The 22,521-nt window shown below is 72.9% G+C and carries 21 protein-coding genes; 16 read left to right on the top strand and 5 right to left on the bottom strand.

Annotated elements, in window-relative coordinates:
- Window positions 1-312: 312 nt before the first annotated feature.
- The 10 genes from ABZY12_RS23790 (at window position 313) to ABZY12_RS23745 (ending at window position 13,623) form a co-directional block, all read left to right on the top strand.
- Window positions 313-1,254 carry a glycosyltransferase family 2 protein gene (locus ABZY12_RS23790; RefSeq protein WP_356893501.1) on the top strand — a complete coding sequence of 314 codons (942 nt, stop codon included), beginning with the start codon at window positions 313-315 and terminating at the stop codon, window positions 1,252-1,254.
- A complete protein-coding gene (locus tag ABZY12_RS23785) occupies window positions 1,251-2,720 on the top strand; it encodes an NAD(P)/FAD-dependent oxidoreductase (RefSeq protein ID WP_356893499.1) in 1,470 nt (489 codons plus the stop codon). Before ABZY12_RS23790 ends, ABZY12_RS23785 begins: the two co-directional genes overlap by 4 nt.
- On the top strand, window positions 2,713-4,131 hold the full coding sequence (locus ABZY12_RS23780; RefSeq protein WP_356893497.1) for an aspartate aminotransferase family protein: 1,419 nt from the start codon (window positions 2,713-2,715) through the stop codon (window positions 4,129-4,131). Before ABZY12_RS23785 ends, ABZY12_RS23780 begins: the two co-directional genes overlap by 8 nt.
- Window positions 4,128-4,526, top strand: coding sequence for a hypothetical protein (locus ABZY12_RS23775; protein ID WP_356893495.1), 399 nt, complete (start codon window positions 4,128-4,130; stop codon window positions 4,524-4,526). Before ABZY12_RS23780 ends, ABZY12_RS23775 begins: the two co-directional genes overlap by 4 nt.
- Window positions 4,523-6,004 carry a GMC family oxidoreductase gene (locus ABZY12_RS23770; RefSeq protein WP_356893493.1) on the top strand — a complete coding sequence of 494 codons (1,482 nt, stop codon included), beginning with the start codon at window positions 4,523-4,525 and terminating at the stop codon, window positions 6,002-6,004. The genes ABZY12_RS23775 and ABZY12_RS23770 overlap by 4 nt, the downstream gene beginning before the upstream one ends.
- 80 nt (window positions 6,005-6,084) lie before the next feature.
- Window positions 6,085-7,236, top strand: a complete 1,152-nt coding sequence (locus ABZY12_RS23765; protein WP_356893545.1) for an MFS transporter — start codon at window positions 6,085-6,087, stop codon at window positions 7,234-7,236.
- A gap of 170 nt (window positions 7,237-7,406) precedes the next feature.
- Window positions 7,407-9,179 (top strand): beta-galactosidase family protein, encoded by a 1,773-nt coding sequence (locus tag ABZY12_RS23760; protein ID WP_356893491.1) that lies wholly within the window; start codon window positions 7,407-7,409, stop codon window positions 9,177-9,179.
- Window positions 9,179-11,680, top strand: a complete 2,502-nt coding sequence (locus ABZY12_RS23755) for a beta-galactosidase (protein WP_356893489.1) — start codon at window positions 9,179-9,181, stop codon at window positions 11,678-11,680. The genes ABZY12_RS23760 and ABZY12_RS23755 overlap by 1 nt, the downstream gene beginning before the upstream one ends.
- Before the next feature lie 147 nt (window positions 11,681-11,827).
- Entirely contained in the window at window positions 11,828-12,892 is a 1,065-nt protein-coding gene (locus tag ABZY12_RS23750; RefSeq protein ID WP_356893487.1) for a LacI family DNA-binding transcriptional regulator, read from the top strand.
- Between the two features lie 293 nt (window positions 12,893-13,185).
- Window positions 13,186-13,623, top strand: coding sequence for a hypothetical protein (locus tag ABZY12_RS23745; protein ID WP_356893485.1), 438 nt, complete (start codon window positions 13,186-13,188; stop codon window positions 13,621-13,623).
- Here the strand turns inward: ABZY12_RS23745 and ABZY12_RS23740 are convergent.
- Window positions 13,620-14,177, bottom strand: coding sequence for a hypothetical protein (locus ABZY12_RS23740; protein WP_356893483.1), 558 nt, complete (start codon window positions 14,175-14,177; stop codon window positions 13,620-13,622). The two genes, ABZY12_RS23745 and ABZY12_RS23740, sit on opposite strands and share 4 nt — an antisense overlap.
- 153 nt (window positions 14,178-14,330) lie before the next feature.
- Between ABZY12_RS23740 and ABZY12_RS23735 the strand changes: the two genes are divergently transcribed.
- Complete coding sequence (locus ABZY12_RS23735) at window positions 14,331-15,305, top strand: DJ-1/PfpI family protein (protein WP_356893481.1); 975 nt, start codon at window positions 14,331-14,333, stop codon at window positions 15,303-15,305.
- Window positions 15,306-15,392: 87 nt separating this feature from the next.
- Here ABZY12_RS23735 and ABZY12_RS23730 read toward each other — a convergent pair whose 3' ends face one another.
- On the bottom strand, window positions 15,393-16,070 hold the full coding sequence (locus ABZY12_RS23730) for a type III effector protein (RefSeq protein ID WP_356893479.1): 678 nt from the start codon (window positions 16,068-16,070) through the stop codon (window positions 15,393-15,395).
- A gap of 139 nt (window positions 16,071-16,209) precedes the next feature.
- Between ABZY12_RS23730 and ABZY12_RS23725 the strand changes: the two genes are divergently transcribed.
- The 4 genes from ABZY12_RS23725 (at window position 16,210) to ABZY12_RS23710 (ending at window position 20,378) form a co-directional block, all read left to right on the top strand.
- Complete coding sequence (locus ABZY12_RS23725) at window positions 16,210-16,644, top strand: Hsp20/alpha crystallin family protein (RefSeq protein ID WP_356893477.1); 435 nt, start codon at window positions 16,210-16,212, stop codon at window positions 16,642-16,644.
- Between the two features lie 121 nt (window positions 16,645-16,765).
- The gene (locus ABZY12_RS23720; protein ID WP_356893475.1) at window positions 16,766-17,200 is read left to right on the top strand and encodes a DUF2267 domain-containing protein; all 435 of its coding nucleotides are present in this window, start codon (window positions 16,766-16,768) and stop codon (window positions 17,198-17,200) included.
- 215 nt (window positions 17,201-17,415) lie between these two features.
- The gene (locus tag ABZY12_RS23715; protein ID WP_356893473.1) at window positions 17,416-19,008 is read left to right on the top strand and encodes an SDR family oxidoreductase; all 1,593 of its coding nucleotides are present in this window, start codon (window positions 17,416-17,418) and stop codon (window positions 19,006-19,008) included.
- Window positions 19,005-20,378 (top strand): deoxyribodipyrimidine photo-lyase, encoded by a 1,374-nt coding sequence (locus ABZY12_RS23710; RefSeq protein ID WP_356893471.1) that lies wholly within the window; start codon window positions 19,005-19,007, stop codon window positions 20,376-20,378. The genes ABZY12_RS23715 and ABZY12_RS23710 overlap by 4 nt, the downstream gene beginning before the upstream one ends.
- Window positions 20,379-20,459: 81 nt before the next feature.
- On the opposite strand, the gene ABZY12_RS23705 is transcribed toward ABZY12_RS23710, so the two are convergent.
- Window positions 20,460-21,143: a TetR family transcriptional regulator gene (locus ABZY12_RS23705; protein WP_356893469.1), complete on the bottom strand. Its 684-nt coding sequence runs from the start codon at window positions 21,141-21,143 to the stop codon at window positions 20,460-20,462.
- Between the two features lie 116 nt (window positions 21,144-21,259).
- Here ABZY12_RS23705 and ABZY12_RS23700 point away from each other — a divergent pair, with 116 nt between their 5' ends.
- Window positions 21,260-21,649: a VOC family protein gene (locus ABZY12_RS23700; RefSeq protein WP_356893467.1), complete on the top strand. Its 390-nt coding sequence runs from the start codon at window positions 21,260-21,262 to the stop codon at window positions 21,647-21,649.
- 106 nt (window positions 21,650-21,755) lie between these two features.
- Here ABZY12_RS23700 and ABZY12_RS23695 read toward each other — a convergent pair whose 3' ends face one another.
- Both ABZY12_RS23695 and ABZY12_RS23690 read right to left on the bottom strand, forming a co-directional pair.
- Entirely contained in the window at window positions 21,756-22,034 is a 279-nt protein-coding gene (locus ABZY12_RS23695; protein ID WP_356893543.1) for a hypothetical protein, read from the bottom strand.
- A 5-nt stretch (window positions 22,035-22,039) separates the two neighbouring features.
- The gene (locus ABZY12_RS23690; RefSeq protein ID WP_356893541.1) at window positions 22,040-22,513 is read right to left on the bottom strand and encodes a hypothetical protein; all 474 of its coding nucleotides are present in this window, start codon (window positions 22,511-22,513) and stop codon (window positions 22,040-22,042) included.
- Window positions 22,514-22,521: the final 8 nt, after the last annotated feature.

Genomic DNA, 22,521 nt, shown 5'->3' with positions numbered 1-22,521 from the left:
CGTTCGATCCAGCCCGGCGCTCCCCGCTCCTGTACCGGTCGCCCGGCATCCGCTGATCCCCAGAGCCCCGCCATCCGCTGATCCCGTGAGCCCCGGCGGCCCCGCCAGGCACCCTTGACGCCCAAGATGTTACCGGTAACATTTCGCCTCGTCGCAGCGCTGCCGGCGCCCGCCGGCCCGGTCGTTCCCCTGTCGTCCTACCGGTCCCGCGCTCCGAGAACCGCGTACCACCCGTCCCATCTCCCTCCGTGTTCCATACGCGAAAGGTGTGCTGTGCCACGGGAAATACGTTCTTTCGACACCAGGCGACCGGTGCTCAGCGTCGTCGTCCCCTGCTACAACGAGGTGGAGGTCCTCGCCCACACCCACGCCCGGCTGTCACAGGTCCTCGCCGCGCTCGCCGGTTTCGAGTGCGAGCAGATCTATGTCGACGACGGCAGTTCCGACGGCACCTGGGAAGCCGTCAACGCCCTTGCCCGGACGAGCGGTTCGGTGCGGGCCGTGCGGCTGAGCCGCAACTTCGGCCATCAGGCCGCCTGCCTGGCCGGGCTGCGCGAGTCCGCCGGCGACGCGGTCGTCGTCATCGACGCGGACCTTCAGGACCCCCCGGAGCTGATCCCCGACATGGCGGCCCTGTGGCGCGAGGGCTGGTCCGTCGTGTCCGCGCGGCGCCGCGCCCGCGACGGCGAGACATGGTTCAAGAAGGCCAGCGCCTATGCCTTCTACCGCTTACTCAACACACTCTCCGACCACGCCCTCGCCCTCGACACCGGCGACTTCCGGCTGCTGGACCGGGAGTTGGTGGACCTCCTCGCCTCCACGCCGGACAAGAACCTCTATCTGCGCGGCGCGGTCAGCTGGTTCGGCCTCCCCGAGACCAGCGTGACGTACGACAGGGACCCACGCCACGCCGGCGAGTCCAAGTACACCCTGCGCAAGATGCTCGCCCTCTCCCGGCGCGGTCTGCTGGCCGGTTCGGTGGCACCGCTGCGGCTGTCCACCTACCTCGGAACGGCCGTCCTCGCCGGCGGACTCGCCGCCGCCACCGTCCGGCGCGACCCGCGACTGCTCGCCCGGCCCGGCGCCTTCGGGGCCCACGCCCTCGCCCTCGGGATCGTCGGCGAGTACCTCCACGCCGTCTTCCGTCAGGTGCAGGGCCGCCCCGACTACGTCATCGCCGACCGCGTCGGCGCCCCGGGCGCCCTCGCCCCCGCACCCCACCCCCTCGCCGAGAAGGAGCGTGTCGCCCTGTGAGTACGGAAGTCACCCCCGCGACCGGCCGTGCCGCCGCGCCCGTGGACGTCGTCATCGTCGGCGCGGGATTCACCGGCCTCGCCGCGGCGCTCGAACTGGCCTCACAGGGCCGCGGTGTGCGGATCGTCGAGCGCGAGGAGCAGATCGGCGGGCTGGCCGCGAGCTTCGACATCGGCAACGGCAAACGCCTCGAACGCTTCTATCACCACTGGTTCTCCTCCGACGAGGAGATGATCCGGCTCTGCGAGAGCCTGGGCATCTCCCATCTCCTCGAAGCGCACGAGACCCGCACCGGTGTCTACTACGCCAACTCGGTCTACCGCCTGTCCGCACCCCTGGACGTGCTGCGCTTCGCGCCGCTCCCGCTGCGCGACCGCATCCGACTGGGACTGCTCGCCCTGCGCGCCCGACGGGTCAAGCACTGGCGGGAACTGGAGTCGCGGACGGCGCGCGAATGGCTGGTCGCCCTCGGCGGACGGCGCGTGTACGACGTGGTCTGGCGGCCGCTCCTCGAGGGCAAGTTCGGCGCGTACGCGGACCAGGTGGGCGCCACCTGGATGTGGACCAAGCTGCATCTGCGGGGCGGCAGCCGCACCCGTTCCGGCAAGGAGACGCTGTACTACATCAAGGGCGGCTGCGAGGCGCTGCTGGCCGCGCTGCGGAAGCGCCTGGAGTCGCTCGGCGTCGACATCCGCACCGGCGTGCCCGTCGAGGCGGTGCACACCGACGACGCCGGGGTGAGCGGTGTGACGGCGGGCGGCGTGTTCCACCCGGCCCGCCAGGTGCTGATCACCGCCGCGCCGCGACTGGCCGCCCGACTCCTCGACCACGACGGGGCGGGACACCCGGCCGTGCCGGAGCTGCGGCGCCGCTGGTCGGCCGTCGACTACCTGGGCAACGTCTGCCTGGTCCTGGAGAACAACCGCCGGCTCTCCGACACGTACTGGCTCAACGTCAACGACCCGGACTTCCCCTACGTCGGCGTCATCGAGCACACCAACCTCGACCGGCCCGAGCGGTACGACGGCACCCATGTCGTCTATCTCTCGAAGTACCTGCCGACGGACGCGGACCTCTACCGGATGTCCGACGAGGAGGTCTTCGAGTACAGCCTGCCGCACATCCGGCGCATGTTCCCCGGCTTCGACCGCGACTGGGTGGAGCGCTACCACGTCTGGCGCGCCGCGCACGCGCAGCCCGTGATCACCCCGCACTACACCCGTGTGATGCCGTCGGTGGAGTCCCGCGTGAGGGGTCTGTATCTCGCGGGCATGGCGCAGGTCTTCCCCGAGGACCGGGGCACCAACTACGCCGTACGGGACGGCCGCAGGGCCGGACGTCTCATCGCCGACCGCCTCACCGAGGACGGCACGGCCACGGACGGTACGGCCAAGGACCGCCCCGCCGACGACCGTCCCACCGACGACCGCCTGACCGCATCCGCCACCGGGAGCCACGATGCCTGAGCTCATCACCCTGGACCAGGCCGAGGCGATGACCACCGAGCAGGTCCACGACCTGTACCGGCGGTTCGTCAGCCGCAGCCAGGTCTCCCTCATCGGCTCGTTCGGCTTCGGACGCGACCTGGTCGACCACGCCGAGGGAGCGTGGATCCACCTCCGCGACGGCCGCCGCGTCCTCGACTTCACCGGAGGCGTCGGTGTCCTCAGCCACGGGCACAACCACCCCCGCATCCTCGCCGCGCGGCGCCGCTTCCAGGAGTCGCGCCGCATGGAGGTGCACAAGAACTACTTCTCGCCCTACGTGGCGGCGCTCAGCCACAACCTCGCGGCCCTGCTGCCCGGCGACCTGAACATCAGCTACTTCCCCAACTCGGGGGCGGAAGCCGTCGAAGGAGCGGTGAAGCTCGCCTACAAGTACCACCGGGGCCGCCGCGGCACGGTCCTGCACACGGACATCGCCTTCCACGGCAAGCTCCTCGGCGCCGGAAGCCTCACCGCCTCGCCCGAGATCCACTTCCCCTACCCCCAGATCCCCGGCACCGACACCTTCGCCTACGACGACCTGGACTCCTTCCTCCTCGCCCTGGACCGGCACACCTGGTCGTCCGGCGAGAGCGACGTGTACGCCGTCGTCGTCGAGCCCTTCAGCGCCTCCAGCCTGCGCGCCTGCTCGGCCGAGTTCCTGCGGGCGCTCCGCCGGATCTGCACCGAACGCGACATCGTGCTGATCTTCGACGAGGTGTACACCGGCTGGGGCAAGACGGGAGCGCTCTTCCACTTCATGCACCACCCGGGGCTCGTGCCCGACATCGTGACGACCTCCAAGTCCTTCGGCGGCGGCAAGGCGTCGATCTCCGGCTACATCACCCGGGAGCCGATCTTCCGCGCCGCTTACGACAACCTGTCCGACGCGACCCTGCACAGCACGACGTACTACGGCTTCGGCGAGGAGACCGCGACCGCCCTCGAAGCGGTGGCGATCGCCGTCGACGAGGACTTCCCCGGCCGCGCCCGCGAGCTGGGCGAGCGCCTGCGCACGGGGCTGTCGGAGATCGCCGACCACCACCCCCGTCTGGTCAGGCGGGTGGAGGGGAAGGGCGCCCTGCACGGCGTGTTCCTCACCCCGGGCCCCCACATCCCCGCCAAGCTGCGCGAGATGCTGCCCACCTCGGTCGCCAAGGACCCGCAGGCCGTCTCGAAGCTGCTGACGGGCGCCGTGGTCGCCGCTCTCTACCGTGACCACGGGATCCTCACCTTCTTCGGCTCCAACCGCGCCATCGCCCTCATCGTCTCCCCGCCGCTGGTGGCCCGGGCCGACGAGGTGGACCTGTTCGTGAAGGCGCTGGACGAGGTGCTCGACCAGGGGGCCGCCCGGCTGCTGGCCGGCCTGGTACGGGAGAAGGTGACCGGGTGAGGGCGCGCCGTACGGTCAGCGCCCGGATCACCGACCGCGACCTGTACGACTCGGGGCTGCCGCACTGCTGGGCCGGTGCCTACGCGGCGCTGAGCCCGGCACCGGCCCTGGGCCGGGCGGTCCACCACACCGCCGAGAGCCTGAACCGGATGCCCGCCGCGTACCGGTGGGGGACCGCCGCGGCTCTGCGTCTCTTCCCGGTCGCCTTCCGCGCCGTCACGCGCCGGCACCCGGCCGTCGCCACTCCCGAGGAGATCCACCGCGGTCTGGCCCGGCTGCGCGCGCTGCCCGGCTTCGCCGAACTGCTCCGCCTCACCACGGCTCTGGCTCTGTACGGCGCGCTCGACGGCACCGCCGTCCGGCCGCCGAACCGGCGGAAGGAGGCCCTGCGATGAGGCGGGCAGGCGGGACGGCCCGCCCTACGGAGATCACGTGCGACGCCCTGGTCGTCGGCTCCGGCGCGGGCGGCAGCGTGGCCGCGCTCGAACTGGCCCGCGCCGGACGTTCGGTGACCGTTCTGGAGGAAGGCCCCCGCGTCACCACCGAGGACCTGGCCACCACCGACCCGGCGGAGTCGATGCGGCGCCTCTACCGCAACGCCGGCGCGACCGCCGTCCTCGGCACCCCCACCATCGCCTACGGGGAGGCTCACGCCGTCGGAGGCACCACCGTCGTCAACGGCGGCCTGCTGTGGGAGCCCTCACCGGCGGTCCTCGATCGCTGGGCCCTCTGGTCCGGGTACGGGAGCTACCGCTCCCCGGTCGTCGCCCCCCGCTTCGCCGAGGTCCAGCGGCGCCTCGGCATGATCACGCAGGAGCACGGCGACGGCAACGAGGACTCCCGGCTGCTGGCGCGCGCGGCCGAGTCCCTGGGCTGGCGCTGGCAGCACCCGCAGCGCGTGGTGCGGGACTGCCGACACCTCAACCGCTGCGCCACCGGCTGCCCGAGCGGTGCCAAGCAGAGCATGGCCGTCACCTATCTGCCGCAGGCCGAGGCGCTCGGCGCGCGCATCCGGGACGGCGTGCGCGTGGAGCGGATCACCCACCGGCAGGGCGTGGTGCGCGGCGTGGAGGCGACCGACTCCGCCGGCCGCCCGCTGCGCTACCGCCCGCGTACCCTCTTCGTCGCCGCCGGGCCCGTCGGCACGCCCGTACTGCTGCGCCGCAGCGGCATCCACCGGCGCACGGCCGGGCGCCGGCTCGCGCTCCACCTCAACCTGAGGACGGTGGCCCGTTTCCCCCGGATCGTCGACGCCGTACGCGGCACCATGTTCACCGCCCAGGTCCAGGAGCACTCGGCCCTCGGCATGCTCGTCATGCCGTCCAATCTGACGCCCGGCGGTCTCGGTGCCGCGCTCGCCGGGCGCGACCCGAGACAGGTCGACGAACTCCTGGCCTCGCTGCCGCATCTGGGCATGTTCACCACCCAGGTGCGCATGCAGGGAACGGCGGGAATCGCGGGGACCCTGGGCGGCGCACCGGTGCTGCGGCACGGCATGACCAGAGCCGATCACCACGTTCTGACGCTGGCGTTCCGCAGAACCGCACGGCTGCTGTTCGCCGCCGGCGCGGTGGAGCTGGTGCCCCCGACGTCCGCCGCCGGCCCGCTGCGCACCGAAGCGGACGTGGAGGAGTACTGCGCCCGCGTCCGGCCCGCCGACTGGGAGCTGGTGTCGGTGCACGCCATGGCCAGTTGCCCCATGGCGCTGCCGGAGCGGGGCGGGGTCTGCGACGAACTCGGCAGGCCGCACGGCTTCACCAACCTGCATCTGTGCGACGCCGCCGTGCTGCCCGGAGCTCCCGGGATCAGCCCGCAGGGAACGATCATGTCCTTCGCCCACGAGATCGTGGGCCGCCATCTGGAGACCGTGTGAGCGAGCGAACGACCGACCGATCGACCGACCGATCGAGCGGGCAACGCCCGAAGGAGGCCCAAGCAGCCGCGAGTGCCCCGTTGTTCAGCCCCGCCGCCGTGGTCGCGTCCTGTGTGGGCTTCGTCCTCATCGGGGCGCTCCAGGCGCTGTACGGTCCCGCGATCCCGGCCCTCCGCGAGGAGTTCGGGCTCTCCCCGTCGGCCGCCGGCCTCGGCCTGAGCGCCCACTTCGTCGGCGGAGTCGCCGGAGTGCTGCTCTTCGACCGGCTCTTCGGGCGCCTCGGCAACCGGCAGATCCTGGCGAGCTCGTACGTACTGATGGCCGTCGGCGCCGCGGGCTTCGCGCTGGCGCCCAACTGGCCCGTGGCCCTGGCCATGGCCCTCCTGGCGGGACTCGGCTTCGGCGGCATCGACTACGGCCTCAACCAGCTGTTCGCGATCGGCTTCGGCCACCGCTCGACGGCGATGCTGAACATCCTCAACGCGCACTTCGGCGTGGGAGCGATCCTCGGCCCGGCACTGATCGGCGCGGTCGGCTCCGCGCACTATCCCGCGATCTTCATCGGCTTCGCGCTCGCCAACCTGCCGCTGCTGCTGTGCCTGAAGGGGGTACGCGACAAGGCACCCGACCCCGCCGGCGCGCCGGCCGGAGAGACCGGCGGCGGCCAGGTGCTCGGCCGAAGCCTGGGCTCCGTGCTCGCGGTCTTCGTCACCCTGTACGTGCTGCACGTGGGCATCGAGGCGGGAGTCGGCGGCTGGGAGCCCACCCATCTGGAGACGGTCGGGTACAGCGCGGGAATCGCCGCCACCGCCACCTCCGTCTACTGGCTGATGATGACGGTCGGACGGTTCCTCGTGGCGCCGATCGCGCTGCGCTTCTCGGCCCAGGCCATCATCACGGTCTCGTGCGCGGGCATGACGGTCTGTCTGCTGCTCGCCGCCGTGCCGGGGCTGGCACCGTACGCGTACGCCGGTGTCGGTCTCTTCATCGCGCCGATCTTCCCGACCGGCCTGCCCTGGCTCCACCGGGCCGCCCCGCGGGCGCGCAGGGCCGGAGCGGTGGTGATCGCCGCGTCCATGATCGGCGGTGTGGCGGCGGGGCCGGTGCTGGGCAAGGCCATCGAGTGGTCCGGTGTCCGCGCGGTGCCGCTCCTGCTGTGCGGCGTCTCGGCTCTCTGCCTGGCCGCCACACTCTGGCTGATCCGCGCCACCCGAAGCGGCACCGGGACCTGAGCCTTCCGGCCCCGGTCCGGCCACCCGAAGCGGCACCGGGACCTGAGCCTCCCGGCCCCGGTCCGCCCCCACTGATCCCCCCCCACACCGATATCCCCCGACCTGAGCCCGCGACCCGATCCCGGCAGTCCCCGCCCTCCCCGCCCTCCCCGCCGAAGGGAAGCCTCCCCGTGCCCGCTCTGACGACGACGTCCGACGGATTCCTGCTCCATGACGAGCCGTTCCGCATCATCTCCGGTGCCATGCACTACTTCCGCGTCCATCCCGGGCAGTGGGCCGACCGGCTCCGCAAGGCCCGCCTCATGGGCCTCAACACTGTCGAGACGTACGTCCCCTGGAACCTGCACCAGCCCGAACCCGACGGCGAACTCGTCCTCGACGGGCTCCTCGATCTGCCGCGCTACCTGGAACTCGCCCATGCCGAAGGGCTCCGGGTCCTGCTGCGCCCCGGCCCGTACATCTGCGCCGAGTGGGACGGCGGCGGCCTGCCCACCTGGCTCACCGCCGACCCGGACGTGCGGCTGCGCAGCACCGACCCGAAGTTCACCGGGGCCGTCGACCGCTATCTCGACCGGCTGCTGCCGCCCCTGCTGCCCTACATGGCCGCCTTCGGCGGACCCGTGATCGCCGTCCAGGTGGAGAACGAGTACGGCGCCTACGGCGACGACACCGCCTACCTCGACCACCTCGCCCGGTCCCTGCGAGCACGCGGCGTCGAGGAACTGCTCTTCACCTGCGACCAGGCCGACCCCGAGCACCTGAAGCGCGGCAGCCTGCCCGGCGTCCTCGCGACCGGCACCTTCGGCAGCAAGATCACCGACCAACTGGCGCGGCTCCGCGAGCACCGCGGCGAAGGCCCGCTGATGTGTACGGAGTTCTGGATCGGCTGGTTCGACCACTGGGGCGAACCGCACCACGTACGGGACGCGGCCGACGCCGCCGCCGACCTCGACCGGCTCCTCTCGGCCGGCGCCTCCGTCAACATCTACATGTTCCACGGCGGCACCAACTTCGGCTTCACCAACGGGGCCAACCACGATCACGCGTACGCTCCGACGGTCACCTCGTACGACTACGACGCCCCGCTCACCGAAGGAGGCGATCCCGGACCCAAGTACCACGCGTTCCGGGAGGTGATCGCCCGCCACGCGCCCGTCCCCGACGAGGCGGTCCCCGCGCCGTCCGCCAAGCTTCCGCCCCTCACCGTCAGCCTGGACCGCCGGGCTCCGCTGCTCTCCCGGGCGGGCGCCCTGGCCGAGCCCGTCCGCACCGACGACCCGGTCACCATGGAGGAACTGGGGCAGCGGAACGGATACGTCCTCTACCGCACCACCCTCTCCGTCGCGGGCGACGGACTGCTGCGCTTCCCGGACGGGGTCGGCGACCGCGCCCAGGTCTTCGTGGCCGGCGTCCCCGTCGGCGTACTCGAACGCGAACGGCACGACGAGGCCCTGCCCGTGCGCGTCCCGTACCCCGGAGCCGGCCTGGACGTTCTCGTGGAGAACATGGGCGGCGTCAACTACGGTCCGCGCATCGGCACGCCCAAGGGCCTGTTCGGGCCGGTCACCTTCGACGGCACGCCCCTGCGGGGCTGGGACTGCCACCCGCTGCCCCTGGACGGCCCCGGTGTCCTCGACCGGCTGCCCTTCGCACCGGCCGGCGCCGCCGCGGAGCTCGGCCCCGTCTTCCACCGCGGGACCTTCGAGGTGCGCACCCCGGCCGACACCTTCCTGGAGCTGCCCGGCTGGACCAAGGGCCAGGCATGGATCAACGGCTTCCACCTCGGCCGCTACTGGAACCGCGGCCCGCAACGCACGCTGTACGTCCCCGCGCCCGTCCTGCGCCCCGGCGTCAACGACCTCGTCCTGCTGGAACTCCACGCCACCACCCGCACCCTCGCCCAGCTCACCGACACACCCGACCTCGGACCGGAGAAGCCCTGATGACGCACCACCGGCTGCACGTCCCCGCGCCCGCCGCGGCCCCGCTGACCGGCCACCTCCCCTTCACCGACGCCCCCTCGGCCGCCGATCCGATCGCGGTGACCAGCCGCTGTCTCACCCGCGGCGGCCGGCCCTGGTTCCCGGTCTCCGGCGAGTTCCACTACACCCGCTACCCCGCCCGGCACTGGGAGGAAGAACTCCTGAAGATGAAGGCCGGCGGCGTCACGGCCGTCGCCAGTTACGTCATCTGGATCCACCACGAGGAGATCGAGGGCCGCGTCCGCTTCGACGGCGACCGCGACCTGCGGCGCTTCGCCGAGCTCTGCGCCCGTCACGGTCTCGACTTCATCCCTCGCATCGGCCCCTGGTCCCACGCCGAGGTACGCAACGGCGGTCTGCCCGACTGGCTCCTCGCCCGCGACTGCGCACCCCGCACCGACGACCCCGCCTACCTCGACGCCGTACGCCCATGGTTCGCGGCCATCGCCGAACAGCTGCGCGGCCTCGACCGCGCGCACCACGGCCCGATCGTCGCCATCCAGATCGAGAACGAGCTGTACGACCAGCCCGGCCACCTCCGCACGCTCAAGACGATGGCCCAGGAGGCCGGTCTCGACGCACCGCTGTGGACCTCGACGGCCTGGGGAGGGGTGCGGCTTCCGCCCGACGAGCTGCTGCCGCTCTACGGCGGCTACCCGGAGACGTTCTGGACCGAATGGGACGGCGGCTGGCCCGACACCTGTCGCAAGCACTTCTTCTTCACGCACCAGCGCGACGACGAGGGCATCGGCGCCGACCTGCGCCCGACGACCGTGGGGGGAGGCGACCCCGTCCCCTCCGACCGGTTCCCCTGGGCCACCTGTGAACTCGGCGGCGGCATGGCGGCGGCGTACCACCGGCGGCCGCGGGTGGACCCCGAGGACGTCGGCGCGCTCGGCCTCACCAAGATCGGCTGCGGCTCGGTGTGGCAGGGCTACTACATGTTCCACGGCGGTACGAATCCCACCGGCGAGCTGACCACCCTCCAGGAGTCGCACGCCACCCACTACCCCAACGACCTCCCCGTCCTCACCTACGACTTCCAGGCGCCGCTCGGCGAGTACGGCCAGTACCGGCCCTCGTACCACGAACTCCGGCTCCAGCACCTCATGCTGGCCGACCTCGGCCACCTGATCGCGCCCATGGAGTCCGTGCTGCCCGAGCGGCAGCCGACCGGGCAGCACGACCGGGACACCCTCCGCTGGGCCGTCCGCGGCGACGGCACCTCCGGCTTCCTCTTCGTCAACAACCACCAGCCCCACGAGCCGCTGCCGAGCCATCCGGACACGACCTTCACGGTCGACTTCGCCGACGGGCCCGCCCTGTCGCTGCCCAGCACGCCCGTGACCGTCCCCTCCGGCGCGTACTTCTGCTGGCCGCTGCGTCTGGACGTCGCCGGGCTCCGTCTCGACTGGGCCACCGCCCAGCCGGTGTGCCGGGTCGACGATCGCGGGCGCACCGTCCTGGTGCTCGCCGCCACCGACGGCATCACCCCCGAACTCGCCCTCGACTCGAGCACCGTTCAGTCCGTCACCACACCCACCGGATCCGTGACACGCGCCGACGGCCGCATCCTGATCACCGGACTGCGGCCCGGCACGGACGCCCTCGTGGAGGTGAACACGGCGGACGGCGGACGGGTCGGCCTGCTGGTTCTCGACGCGGCGACGGCGCGCACCGTCTACCGGGGCTCCGCGTGGGGAGCCGAGCGGATCGTCCTGTCCCGCGACGGCGTCGTCTTCGACGGCGACGAGGTCCGCCTGCACGGCACCGGCACCTCGTCGTCCTTCGCGGTCCTGCCCGTCCCCGAGCGGCCACCGGTGGCGGCCGGGGCGAGCGTGTACGCAGAGGCGGACGGGGTCCTCACCCGCTACACCCTGCGGCCGGACGGCCGGACCGGCGTCGGGGTCCCGGACCTGCCGGACGACCTGCCCGGTGGCCGGGGCCATGGCCTGCCCGACGACCGCGCCCACCGCCTGCCCGAGGGCCGCCTGCCCGACGAGCTGCCCGAGGGTCAGGGCACCGCTCTGCCCTTCACCTTGCTCCGGCCCGCCGGCACGGCCCCCGAGACCGTGACCGGCACACTGGGCCGGGCGAGCGCCCCCGCCGACAAGCACTTCGACACCACCGCGGCCGAGTACCGCGTCGACGTACCCGGCCACCTCCTGGACGACGCGGCGACCACGCTCCTGCGGGTCCGCTGGACCGGCGACGTGGGGCGCGCGTACGTCGGTGAGACCCTCGTCGCCGACCAGTTCCACGCGGGCGGTGTCTGGGAGATCGGCCTGGACCGGCTGCCCGCCGATCTCCTGCTCACGGAGGGACTGCGCCTGAAGCTGCTGCCGCTGCCCCCCGGCGCCCCCGTCCACCTGCCCGCCCAGGTGGGTGAGGCGGGGCAGGAAGCCGCGGTACGGCACGTCGAATGGGCCACCGTCCGTACCTGGACGACGCGGGCCGGCTGAGCCGCCCGACGGACACGGGCCGCCCTTCGCCCCCGGCACCTGCCCGGTAGGGAGGGCGGCCCCGGTACGGTTCGTCCCGCTCCGCCTATCCTGTGGGCCCGACACGCGGGACAGACCGCCGAGACGACGCCGAAGGACACACCCGTCATGCCTCCTCACGCCACGGACGGCCCGGCTCCCAAGGGGCGCAGCCGCCGCAACTTCGCCGGAACGCGCCCGGTGATGGAGGATGTGGCGCGGCTCGCCGGTGTCTCCAAGCAGACCGTCTCCCGCGTACTCAACGACAACCCGGCCGTCCGCCCCGAAACCCGTACGGCCGTCGAGGACGCCATGTCCGCACTCGGCTACCGCCCCAGCCGCAGCGCCCGCTCCCTGGCCAGCGGCAGGACCCGCATGCTCGGCGTCATCTCGTTCGACGCGGCGCGCTACGGCCCGGCCTCGATCCTGACCGCGATCAACAAGGCGGCGCAGGATCGTGGTTACCTCGTGAGCGCCATCGCCATCGACACCGCCGACCCCGCCACGGTGGTGCGGGCCGTGGACCGGCTGTCGGCGGAGGGCGCGGACGGCGTGATCGCCATCGCCCCGCAGGACTGGGTGCGCCAAGCCCTGGTGGAGGCCCGCATCGACACCCCCCTCGTCGTCCTCGAGAACGACCTCGGCGACGGTACCCCCCTGATCACCGCCGACTCCCGTGCCGGAGCGCGCGCGGCCACCGAACACCTTCTCCATCTCGGCCACGCCACCGTCTGGCACATCGCGGGCCCTCTTGGCTGGACCTCCGCCGACCGGCGCGCGGCGAGCTGGCGCACCACCCTGGAGGCGGCGGGCGCGAACGTCCCCGAACTCCACGTCGGCGACTGGAGCGCCGACTCGGGTTACGACCTCGGCCGCGGACTGGCGGAACGCCCGGACGTCACCGCGGTCTTCGCCTCCAACGACCAGATGGCCCTCGGCGCCCTGCGCGCCTTCCACGAGGCCGGCCGCCGCGTTCCCGACGACGTCAGCGTCGTCGGCTACGACGACATCCCCGAGGCCGCCCATCTGCTCCCGCCGCTCACGACCGTACGCACGAACTTCACCGAGATCGGCACCCGTTCCCTGCGCCTGCTCCTGGCGCACATCGACGGCCTGACCGAACCGCGTGTGGAACCGGTCGTTCCCGTCGAACTGATCGTCCGCCGCAGCACCGGCCCGGCCCCTCGACGCTGACGATCGCCACGTTCAGGTCGCCGACACACCCGGATGCACGACCAGTTGATCCGAGGGGAGCGTCCTGAGGGTCGCTCGCCCTGTGGGGACGCGCTGTCAGCACGCGGATCGTGGCGGAGCGAAGGTGCGCCGCCGCCTCGGCCACGGGCATGCGGCCGGCTCCTACGCCCCCCGAACGGGCGCCGCGTTCTCAACCCTGCGCCGGCACCGCACGATGTCGGCGAGGCCGGGACAGTAGGACGAGTCGGCGCGGCGCTTGACCTCAACCATGGTTGAGGAAACATGGTGGAGCAATGACCACTCAAGACAACGCAGTTCTCCTCTTCCGTAACACGATGCGCATCACGGACGGCCACCTGGAGAGCTTCCGCGGCGCCATCGCCCGGGCCGTGGCGTTCGCGGAGCGGCACGGCCCGCAGCTGATGGTGCAGACGTTCGTGGACGAGGAGCGGATGCTCGCGCACAGCTTTCAGCTCTATCGGGACTCCGACGCGGTTCGCACGCACTGGAAGCTGGCGGACCCGTACATCCGGGAGGTGATGGAGCACTGCCGGGTGGAGCGTTTCGAGGTGTTCGGCGAGCCGGACGCCGACGTGGCCGACGGCGTGCGCTCGGCGCTCGGCGAACAGGGTGCGCTCACGTTCTCCCCGCGCATCGCCGGCTTCGTCCGCTTCGCCACGGCCCCCCGGGCATCGGGCCTGTCCGGCGGATCGGGGCCGGACACTCCCTAGGCGAAGGCAACCATCGCCAGGGCGCCGCAGACGTCGACGACGCAGCACCACTCCGACCACGCCCGGGGGACTACCTGCCCCGTCCGGTGGTGCACGAAGTCCCAGACACCGTGCGCCAGCCATCCGGCGGCCAGGAAGAAGAGGCCGAGGGTCTCGTCGACGGCCGACGCGGCCGACGCCACGGCCGCGAAGCCGAGGAGACCGGCGAGCTGGACGATCAGGACGCCGGGGCGGCCGAGTTCGCCGCGCAGCGCTCCGAAGAGGAGGTAGCACAGCGGCATGGCGACGAGGAGCCCGGCCAGGAAGGCGGGGGCCGGGAGGCCGTCGACGAAGGTGGTGACCGCCAGGGCCAGCGCCAGCAGGGTGGGCCAACGGTGCCCGAGCGCCCGCAGGATGCCGGCCGCTCCGGACGGCGAGGTCCGCCGGCCCCCGTGAGCCGGCGTCGCGTCCGCGGCTTGTCGTGCCGGGTCCGCCGCCGCGGGGTGCGCCGCACCGCTCGCGTGCGCCGCACGTGTCGGGTCGTTCCGGCCGTCCTGCGGGGAGTCGGTCGTCATGGAGTCTCCGGAAGGTGTCGAAGGATCGAGTCGCGGGAGAGGCCGGGGTGTTCGCGTCGTCACTCTCCCGCCGGGGCGGCGCGCTCCGCACGCGGCGGCCGGATCCATGTCCGTGGCCTTGGGGTACCGGTCCTTCCGGCATAGGGTCGCCGCATGGGGGAGCGGCTCATGGTGGTGGTCGGCTACGAATCGGCCGAGTTGTTGGACATCGCGTGTGTGACCACCAGCCTTGCCATGGCCAACGGGATCGGTGACCCGGCGGTGCCGTACCGGGTGAGCGTCGTCGGGCCGGGCGGGGGCCCGATCGTCTGCGGCTCCGGCCTGTCCCTGCAGAGTCAGCAGTCCCTCGAACGGCTCGTCGGGCCACTCGACACGCTGATCGTGTCGGGCGGCGCCGGCTTCGAGCGGGCGGCCGACGACCTCCGGCTCGTCGGGCACGTCCGGCGGCTGGCCGGGGAGAGCCGGCGGGTGGCCTCGGTGTGCACGGGCGCGGGCGTGCTGGCCGCCGCCGGTCTCCTCGACGGCCGCCGCGCCACCACGCACTGGCGGTTCGCGGATCGGCTCGCCGCCCGGTACCCGGACGTCAGGGTCGACCCGGCCCCCATCTACATCCGTGACGGGAACGTCTACACGGCGGCGGGCGTCACCAGCGCGCTGGACCTCACCCTCGCCTTCATCGAGGAGGATCACGGCCCCGAACTGGCCCGCCAGGTCGCCCGCGACCTGGTCACCTATCTGCAACGGCCGGGCACGCAGGCGCAGATGAGCCTGTTCACGGCGGCGCCGCCGCCCCGCAACGCCCTGGTCCGCGAACTCGTCGACCACATCGCCGCCCATCCGGACCACGACCTGAGTACGGCGGCCCTGGCCGACCGAGCCGGAGTGACCCCGCGCCATCTCACCCGGCTGTTCACGGAGCACCTCGGGCAACCACCGGGCCGATTCGTCCGGCAGGCCCGTACCGAAGCGGCCGCGCACCTCCTCGAGTCGACCACGCTGCCCATGACGAGCGTGGCGGCCCGCAGCGGATTCGGCACGGCCGAGTCGCTGCGGCAGGCCTTCACCGGTCGGTACGGGACCTCGCCCGCCCGCTATCGGGAGACGCGGCGGCGGCAGCCGCCTCGCTGACGCGCGCACGAGGGCCTCGCCGGGCCGCGAGCCGGTGCGTCGGCCGGCGGGGCGGCCGCAGCGAGGCTCGCCTCGCGGGGTGTCCGGTCAGGTGGCCGTGTCCGGGCTCTGGCGGCTGTTGTTCCGGCGCAGACGGTCGGTGTGCCGGGTGATGGTGTCCACCCGGGCGGCGAGATCGGGATGATCGGCCTCGAGGTGCTGATGGGTGTCGATGAGGGGGCGCACGAGGGCGGCGGCGTCGTCGTCACCGAGGGCCTCGGTGAGCCGCGCGACGGGTGCGTGCGACGCGGCGGGAAGGTTCCCGAGGGTGGTGATCTGCCCGGCGAGCTGGCGCAGGTCCGCCGCGTTGCCGCGGGCCCAGGCGGTGACCGAGCGATCGGCGGCGCGGCGGTCGCGGGTGGCCTGCACGCGCTGCTCGCCGGTGGTGCCCTCGGCGCCCGGGCGTACCCGCAGATAGCGGCGCTCGGCCGCCTGGCGGCTGGCCACGCCGAGAGGATGGGCGAGCTCGGCCCAGCTGGCGCCCGCCTCGCGGGCCGCCTCGATCAGCGCCGGTTCCCATCCGGCGAGCTGTTCCCGAAGCTCCCGCAGCAGCAGGAGCGCGGCCAGTGCCTGCTCGGAGCTGACCGGGCGGGCTTCCGGATCTTCCTCGGTCCGAGGGGCCTGGGCCGTGCGGACCGCCTGGTCGATCGCGGACAGTGCCGCCGAGGCGGCGAGGAAGGACGAGGCGGCGGGGCCGGCCCGTCGGGGCTGGTCGGCTGCGGTCATGGGCTCCGGCTCCCCTTTCGTCAGTCGGTGTCACCCTTAAGACGACATCGTAGTTGTCATCGTTCGGGTGACATGTTACAACGGTGCCAGGTGAAGCGCATTGGCAGTTCTTGCCCGAACCGACTGGAGGTGTTTCGCGATGTTGATGCGCACCGACCCGTTCCGCGAACTCGACCGGCTCACCCAGCAGCTCCTGGGCACCACCGGCACCTGGTCCAAGCCGTCCCCCATGCCGATGGACGCGTACCGCGAGGGCGACGAGTACGTGATCGCCTTCGACCTGCCGGGAGTGACGAGCGACGCGATCGACATCGACGTCGAACGGAACATGCTGACCGTCAAGGCCGAACGCAGGCCGGTCACGAAGGCCGGCGACGTGCAGATGGAGCTCTCCGAACGGCCCCTGGGCGTCTTCTCACGCCAGCTGATGCTGGCCGACACCCTGGACACGGAGCACATCACGGCCGACTACGAATCGGGTGTGCTGACCCTGCGGATCCCGATCGCCGAGCGCGCCAAGACGCGCAAGATCACGATCGGCGGCGGATCCGGCCGCAAGGAGATCAGCGGCTGAACCGGCACGCCCGCCGGCGCCGCGCGGAGGACGGGATGCCTCTTCCTCCTCTCCTCCCGTCCTCCGCCCGCCGGGCCGCGTACCCAAACCGACACCACCACCAGAAAGGCAGTCCTCCTCCATGCCCGCCCTGTCGGAACAGGCCCTGGCCACGCCTGCCATGACGTTCGACCAGATGCTGGAACGAGTCCGCTACGAAGGCGCCTACCCCACCCGCGAACGAGCCGAGGACACGGTGCGCGCGGTGCTGGCCGCCCTCGGCCGCCAGATCACCGGCGACGAACGCGTCGACCTCGCCGCCCGCCTTCCGCTCGAGGCCGCCCGCGCGTTCACCTGCCAGATCCCCGCGACCGAGCAGCTCACCGGCTGGGGCTTCGTCAAGGATCTCGCCGGCCGCGTCGGCGGCACTCCCGCCACCGCCCGCTGGGACACGGGAGCCGTTCTCAACGTTGTCGCCCAGCTCGCCGGTCCCGACCTCCTCGACCGCGTGCTCGCGCAGCTTCCGCCCGGCTACAGCCTGCTCTTCGGCCGCGCTGAACTCGCCCAGGCCGCCTGACCGAGCGCCATGTGACGCCGACAGGACCGGGCCCCGGGCAGGCGGTGGCGGGGACGCCGCCTGCCCGGGTCACCCGTGAGGGCCACACGTTCGGCCCAGTGAAGCCGCCCTCCGCGTCCGCGGCGGCCACGACCGGAGAAGAATCGCGGTAGTGCCCCGCACGACGCACGGGCGACATCCGTCGCGGCCGTGCCCCCACGGCCGAACGGAGCCCCATGGCGACGCACCCCCAGCCCGGGGACGCGCACTCCAAGACCCGGCACCCCCGGCCCGGGGCCGACCCCCTGCGCTGCCTGGTCACCGGAGCCGGCGGCTACATCGGCGGCCGGCTCGTCCCCGAACTGCTCGACGCCGGACACCGCGTCCGCTGCCTCGCCCGTACACCCGCGAACCTCCGCGACCACCCCTGGGCCGACCGGGCCGAGGTGGTCCGCGGTGACGTCACCGACGCCGAGAGCCTGCGCCCCGCCCTGCGCGACATCGACGTGGCCTACTACCTCGTGCACTCCATGGGCGCGGGGCGTGACTTCGAGGAGACCGACCGCCGCGCGGCGCACACCTTCGCCGAGGCGGCCCGCGCCGCCGGCGTGCGCCGCATCGTCTACCTCGGTGGCCTCACCCCGCGGGACATCCCCGGCGAACGGCTCTCCCCCCATCTGCGTTCGCGGGCCGAAGTCGGCCGGATCCTCCTCGACTCCGGCGTTCCCACCACCGTGCTCCGCGCCGCCGTCGTCATCGGTTCCGGCTCGGCCTCCTTCGAGATGCTCCGCTACCTCACCGAGCGGCTTCCCGTCATGGTGACCCCGAGCTGGGTCGCCACCCGCGTCCAGCCCATCGCCGTACGGGACGTGCTGCGCTACCTCGTGGGCAGTGCCCGGATGCCCGACCACGTCAACCGCGCCTTCGACATCGGCGGCCCGGACATCCTCACGTACCGCGACATGATGGTCCGTTACGCGGCCGTCGCCGGGCTGCCCCGGCGGCTCATCCTCCCCGTCCCGATGCTCACCCCACGTCTGTCGAGCCAGTGGATCGGGCTCGTCACGCCCGTGCCGGCCTCCCTCGCCCGCCCGCTCGCCGAGTCGCTCCGCCATGAGGTCGTCTGCGCCGAACACGACATCGCCACCCATGTGCCGGACCCGCCCGGGACGCCGGTGCCCTTCGACCGTGCCCTCTCCCTCGCCCTCCAGCGCGTCCGGGACGCCGAGGTCACCACCCGGTGGTCCTCCGCTTCCCTCCCCGGCGCCCCGAGCGACCCGCTCCCCACCGACCCCGACTGGGCGGGCGGCAGCCTGTACACCGACGAGCGCGAGCGGACCGTCGCCGCGAGCCCCCGGGCGCTCTGGCGGGTCATCGAGGGCATCGGCGGCGAGAACGGCTGGTACTCCTTTCCCCTCGCCTGGGCCCTGCGCGGCTGGTTCGACCGGCTCCTCGGCGGAGTGGGCCTCCGCCGGGGCCGGCGTGACGCCGAGCGGCTCAGAGTCGGCGACGCGCTGGACTTCTGGCGGGTCGAGGAGATCGAACGGGGGAGACTGCTCCGGTTGCGCGCGGAGATGCGGCTCCCCGGACTCGCCTGGCTGGAGATGTACGCCGAGACGGACGACGCGGGGCGCACGCGCTACCGGCAGCGTGCCCTCTTCCACCCCCGTGGCCTGGCCGGACAGCTGTACTGGTGGAGCGTGGCGCCGTTCCACGCCGTCGTGTTCGGCGGCATGGCGCGCACCATCGCGCGCACGGCCGAGAGGACCGCCGAGACCGATGCCACGGCGGGCCCCACCGCCGACGCGATCCCCAGGAATGGTGCATGAACGTCTCCGTCGTCCTGTTCACCTCCGATCTCCGCCTCCACGACCACCCGCCCCTGCGGGCCGCGGTGGAGTCGGCGTCCGAGGTCGTTCCGCTGTTCGTCAGGGATCCCGCCGTGGACCGCGCCGGGTTCGCCGCCCCCAACCGGCTCGCCTTCCTCGCGGACTGCCTGACCGACCTCGACGCCGGGCTGCGGGACCGGGGCGGCCGGCTCGTCGTGCGGGGCGGCGACACCGTGGCCGAGGTCCTGGCCGTGGCACGGCAGGCCGGCGCGGACGAGGTGCACATGGCGGCGGGGTGCAGCGCCTTCGCCCGCGACCGCGAGGACCGGCTGCGGCACGCCCTGGAGTCCGACGGGCGTCGCCTCCGCGTCCACGACGGGGTGGCCACCGCCCTGCCGGCCGGTGCCGTGACCCCGCACGGCTCGGACCACTTCGCCGTCTTCACCCCGTACTTCAGGCGTTGGCAGGCGGAGCGGCTCCGCGCTCCGCTCGCGCCACCCCGTACGGTCCGCGTGCCGCCCGCCGTACGGTCCGAGGGTGTGCCCGCGCGCCCCTCGGCCGCGTCCGTGTCCGCGGGCCTGGCCACCGGCGGCGAGCGGGAGGGCCGCAGGAGGCTCACGGCATGGCTGTCCCGGCACGCCGACGCGTACGAGGCACGGCACGACGACCTGGCCGGCGATGCCACCTCGCGCCTCTCCCCGTACCTGCACTTCGGCGCGGTGTCGGCCGCCGAGGCGGTGCACCGCGCCCGGATCAGGGGCGGCGCGGGCGCCGAGGCGTTCGTACGGCAACTGTGCTGGCGCGACTTCCACCATCAGGTGCTGGCCGCGCGGCCTGAGGCGGCCACGGAGGACTACCGGACCCGGCACGACCGCTGGCGTCGGGGTGAGGACGCCGAGGCGGACCTGCGGGCCTGGCGGGAGGGACGCACCGGTTACCCCGTCGTGGACGCCGCCATGCGCCAACTCGCCCATGAGGGCTGGATGCACAACAGGGGCCGACTGCTCGCCGCCTCCTTCTTGACCAAGACGCTCTACATCGACTGGCGGGCGGGCGCGCGGCACTTCCTCGACCTCCTCGTCGACGGCGATGTCGCCGACAACCAGCTCAACTGGCAGTGGGTCGCGGGCACCGGCACGGACACCCGGCCCAACCGGGTCCTCAACCCCGTACTGCAGGGCAAGAGGTACGACCCCGAGGGCGCCTACGTGCGCCGCTGGGTTCCCGAGCTCGCCGACGTGCCGGCCCGGTCGATCCACGAGCCGTGGAAGCTCACCGGCCTGGGGCGGGCGGCCCGCGACTACCCCGAGCCGCTCGTGACGCTCGCCGACGGACTCGCCCGTTTCCGGCACGCTCGCGGCCTGGACTGAACACGCGGTGGCCGTTCACGCGGGAGAAGGTGTGCCTCGCGCGGAGCGCCGCCCCTGTCGGTGCCGGCGGAGGCGCCGGGGTCAGCCGAGCGCGTAGTCGGCGAGTGCCGGCTCGACGAGGTCGAAGGCGTGAGTGGTCTCCTCCGCGAGGATCGCGGCGATCTCGGGGTTCTCGCGTCCCGCGAGGGTGAGTTCCTGGATGCGCGTGAACAGAACGCGGTGCACTCCGCCGAGCAGGGCGGCGGCCGTTCGCGGCGCGATGGCGCCCGCGTCGGCGCCGGTGGCCTCCGCGAGGGCGCCGGCCAGCGCCTCCTCGCGCCGGTCGTGCAGGCCGCGCAGGCAGGCCGAGAGGGTGGGGCTCTCGGCGACCATGCGGGAGAACTCCGGACCGGCGAAACCGGCGACGGGATCCTGCGCCGCGACGGAGGCCTGGAACGCGCGGCGGAGGGCCGCGAGCGCGGACTCACCGGTCTTCCGGGCGGCGACGGTGTGCGCCAGGCTCGCGACGAACTCCTCCTGGTGGTCCAGCGCCATGTCCTCCTTGCGCGGGAAGTAGTTCGTCACCGTCTTCTTGGCCACGCGGGCGGCGGCGGCGATCTCCGCGATCGTCGTCCGCTCGAAGCCCCGCTCGACGAAGAGCCTGGTGGCGTGGTCGGAGATCAGCTGTCGGGTCTCGCGCTTCTTGGACTCCCGCAGTCCCCCTGCTTCGGCACCCGGCGCGGGGCTCGTTGCGGGGCGTACGTCGGTCCTCGTCTCGGCGGGCATGAGCAAATCTTACTCTCGTAGTAAAAATATCTTGACGATAGATCAGAGATCGGCATAACTTTACGTCGGTAGCAAGTTTACGACGAGCCCATGCACCGCGTACGGCAAGGAGCCCCATGCAGATCTCCACCACGACCGTCTCCCTCACCGTCGACGACGTCGCCGCGTCGCAGGCGTTCTTCACCACGCACCTCGGCTACACGGAGGCCGCGGCCGCCGACGGCTTCGCCTCCCTCACCCGCGAGGACGCCGCGGCCGACATCGTCCTGCTGCGCCGCGGTACGGACGTGCTGCCGGCCGACCAGCGCGACCAGCGTGCTTCCGGGCTGATCCTCGCCTTCACCGTCACGGGACTGGAGGGCGAGGAGAAGCGGCTCCGGGCCGAGGGCGTCGAGATCACGATGCCGCTGCGCGAAGAGCCGTGGGGTGAGCGCCTCTTCCAGGTCACCGACCCCAATGGCGTCATCGTCCAGTTCGTCGAATGGGCGGCCCCGGCCGACGCCTGAGCCCGGCCGGCGCCCGCCCCTGCGTGACGCGACCCCTGACCGGCGCCCGCTCCTGCGCGGCGCCTGATCCCTGCCCAGTGCCCGCTCCCGCGATGCCGCCCGGTGCCTACATCGCCCCGGGCCGCGGAGGTCCGCCCGCTCGGCACCGGTCTCCGATCCGTCGTAGCGCGAGCAGCCCGCCGACTCCCGGGACGGCGGCACGCCACCGGGTGCCCGGCGGGGCGGCCGGGATCATCGCGGCGGCCGCGATGACGGCGAGGTAGGCCGTGCCGTGCAGCGGTCCGATCAGCGCCGAGACGGCCTGTGTGTGCGTGGTGAGGAGATTGCCCAACAGGACGGCGAGGGAGGCGGCTTCGGCGCCGGCGGCGATCCGCAGCGTACGCACGGGGGTCACGCTCCCGTCGTCGAGCCGGGGCGGACGATCATCAGGATGACGACGATCGCCCAGAGCACGTTGAAGACGCCGGTGAGCATGGTCAGCCGGGCCGCCGCGCGACGCGGTCCGTCCTGCGTCGCCGAGCCCGGCTCCGCTGCCAGCAGGCTCCGCTGACCGGGCAGGATGGCGGCGGCGAGGAGAGCCGCGGCGATCAGGGTCAGCACGAGCGAGACGATCAGCCAGGCGTCGGTGAGGACGCCGAGGGAGGCGCCGGTGGCGATCCCGAAGACCGGCACGGCGAGACCCGCGACCGCGTAACCGCGGCAGATCCGGTGCAGCAGGGCGGCGACCCCGGCGGCCCTGCCGTCGGCGTCCTCGCCCCCGGACGCCTGGAGCGCGTAGCGCGGGAACATCGAGGCCGCCACGGTGATCGACCCGACCGCCAGGATCGCCACGAGCACATGGACGGACAACAGCACCTTGGTCACGAGGGCCT

The organism is Streptomyces sp. NPDC006551 (assembly GCF_040611675.1).
Taxonomy (GTDB): domain Bacteria; phylum Actinomycetota; class Actinomycetes; order Streptomycetales; family Streptomycetaceae; genus Streptomyces.
Note: the sequence above shows the minus strand (reverse complement) of the source record. Positions and strands in the feature narration are given on the sequence as shown.